Raw genomic sequence first — 2,087 nt, 5'->3', positions numbered from 1 at the left:
TCGCCACGCCGTTGATGGCGCCGATGATCGGCTTGGAGCAGGCCAGGACGGCGCGCGCCGGGTTCTGGGCCGGGTCGGTGGCGTTGGCGGCGCCCATGCCCAGCGGGTCGCTCGACAGCTCCTTCAGGTCCAGGCCCGCCGTGAACGCGCGCTCGCCCGCGCCGGTCAGGACGATCACCCGCACCTCCGGATCGGCGTCCAGCTCGACCATGGCCGTCTGCAGCGCCGCCCGCAGCGCCTTGGACAGCGCGTTCATCGCCTCCGGCCGGTTCAGGGTGACGACGGCGACCCCGTCCAGGGGCTTCTCGACCAGCAGCATGGCGTACTCCTTTGCACGCCGTGGGATGGGCCGGCGCCGCTACGGCCGTCAAGCGGGCGCGGGCCGCTGGACGTTGCCCCCGAGGGAGAAGCTGGCTAAGCACCGGGCCGCCCACGCCGCCAGAGGAAGACCATGACCGAGATCGTCGACATCACCGCCCGCGAGATCCTGGACAGCCGGGGGAACCCGACGGTCGAGGTGGACGTGATCCTCGAGGACGGGTCGATGGGCCGCGCGGCCGTTCCCTCGGGCGCCTCGACCGGCGCCCACGAGGCGGTGGAGAAGCGTGACGGCGAGAAGGGCCGCTACCTGGGCAAGGGCGTCCAGAAGGCCGTCGAGGCGGTGAACGGCGAGATCTACGATGCGCTGTCGGGTTCGGACGCCGAGGACCAGCGCCGGATCGACAAGCTGCTGATCGAACTGGACGGCACGAAGAACAAGGCCCGCCTGGGCGCCAACGCCATCCTCGGCGTCAGCTTGGCGACGGCCAAGGCTGCGGCCAGCTCGGCGGCGCTGCCGCTCTACAAGTACGTCGGCGGCGTCTCGGCCCGCGTGCTGCCGGTGCCGATGATGAACATCATCAACGGCGGCGCCCATGCCGACAATCCGATCGACATCCAGGAATTCATGATCCTGCCGACCGGCGCCGAGACCTTCGCCGAGGGCCTGCGCATGGGCGCCGAGATCTTCCACGCCCTGAAGGCCCAACTGAAGGCCGCCGGCCACAACACCAACGTCGGCGACGAGGGCGGCTTCGCCCCAAACATCGGCTCGGCCGAGGAAGCCCTGGCGTTCATCGTCAAGGCGGGGGAGAGCGCCGGCTACAAGGCCGCCACGGACTTCCACCTGGGCCTCGATGTGGCCTCGACCGAGTTCTTCAAGGGCGGCAAGTACGTCATGGAAGGCGAAGGCAAGACGGTCGATCCGGCCGGCATGGTCGACTACCTCGCCAACCTGGTCGCCCAGTTCCCGATCGTCACCATCGAGGACGGCTGCGCCGAGGACGACTTCGACGGCTGGAAGATCCTGACCGACAAGCTGGGCGGCAAGATCCAGCTCGTGGGCGACGACCTGTTCGTGACCAACCCCGAGCGCCTCGGCATGGGCATCGGCAAGGGCCTGGCCAATTCGATCCTGGTGAAGGTCAACCAGATCGGCACGCTCTCCGAGACCCTGGACGCCGTCGATCTGGCTCACCGCAACGCCTACACGGCCGTGATGAGCCACCGCTCGGGCGAAACCGAGGACTCCACGATCGCCGACCTGGCCGTCGCCACCAACTGCGGTCAGATCAAGACCGGCTCGCTGGCCCGCTCGGACCGCACGGCGAAGTACAACCAGCTCCTGCGCATCGAGGAGGAACTGGGCGACCAGGCCGTCTACGCCGGCAAGGGCGCGCTCCGGAACCTCTAGGACCGCGCCGCGGGCGGGAAGGTTAGTCGCGCCTTAACCATCTAGGCGCGATCTAAGGGTGCTGTTCTGGGATTCGCTGTGCTCGCTCGTCTCCGCCCGTATCTGTCGACCGCCGCTCTGGCGCTGCTGATCTTCTATTTCGGCGTGCACGCCTTCACCGGCGAGGGCGGACTGCTGCGCTCGAATCAGCGCGACGCGACCCTGACGGCCAAGACCCAGGAGCTTAAGCGGCTGACCGCCCAGCGGCACGATCTCGAAGTTCGGGCTCAACTCCTGCGCGACAACAGCCTTTCCGCCGATCTCCTGGAGGAAAGGGCGCGCTCCCTGCTAGGCTTCGCGGACCCGAGGGATTATG

3 protein-coding genes are annotated in these 2,087 nt (G+C 68.4%); 2 read left to right on the top strand and 1 reads right to left on the bottom strand.

Going from position 1 to position 2,087, the window contains the following annotated elements:
* Positions 1-319, bottom strand: a 319-nt coding sequence (locus Q0L11_RS08975; protein ID WP_296596777.1) for an enoyl-CoA hydratase-related protein, incomplete at its 3' end; no start/stop codon positions are given.
* Between the two features lie 132 nt (positions 320-451).
* Here Q0L11_RS08975 and eno point away from each other — a divergent pair.
* Complete coding sequence (eno, locus tag Q0L11_RS08970; protein WP_296596776.1) at positions 452-1,732, top strand: phosphopyruvate hydratase; 1,281 nt, start codon at positions 452-454, stop codon at positions 1,730-1,732.
* A 78-nt stretch (positions 1,733-1,810) separates the two neighbouring features.
* Positions 1,811-2,087 (top strand): septum formation initiator family protein (locus tag Q0L11_RS08965; RefSeq protein WP_296596775.1); only part of this gene is annotated, 277 nt, incomplete at its 3' end.

This window comes from Phenylobacterium sp. (assembly GCF_024508875.1).
Taxonomy (GTDB): domain Bacteria; phylum Pseudomonadota; class Alphaproteobacteria; order Caulobacterales; family Caulobacteraceae; genus Phenylobacterium.
Note: the sequence above shows the minus strand (reverse complement) of the source record. Positions and strands in the feature narration are given on the sequence as shown.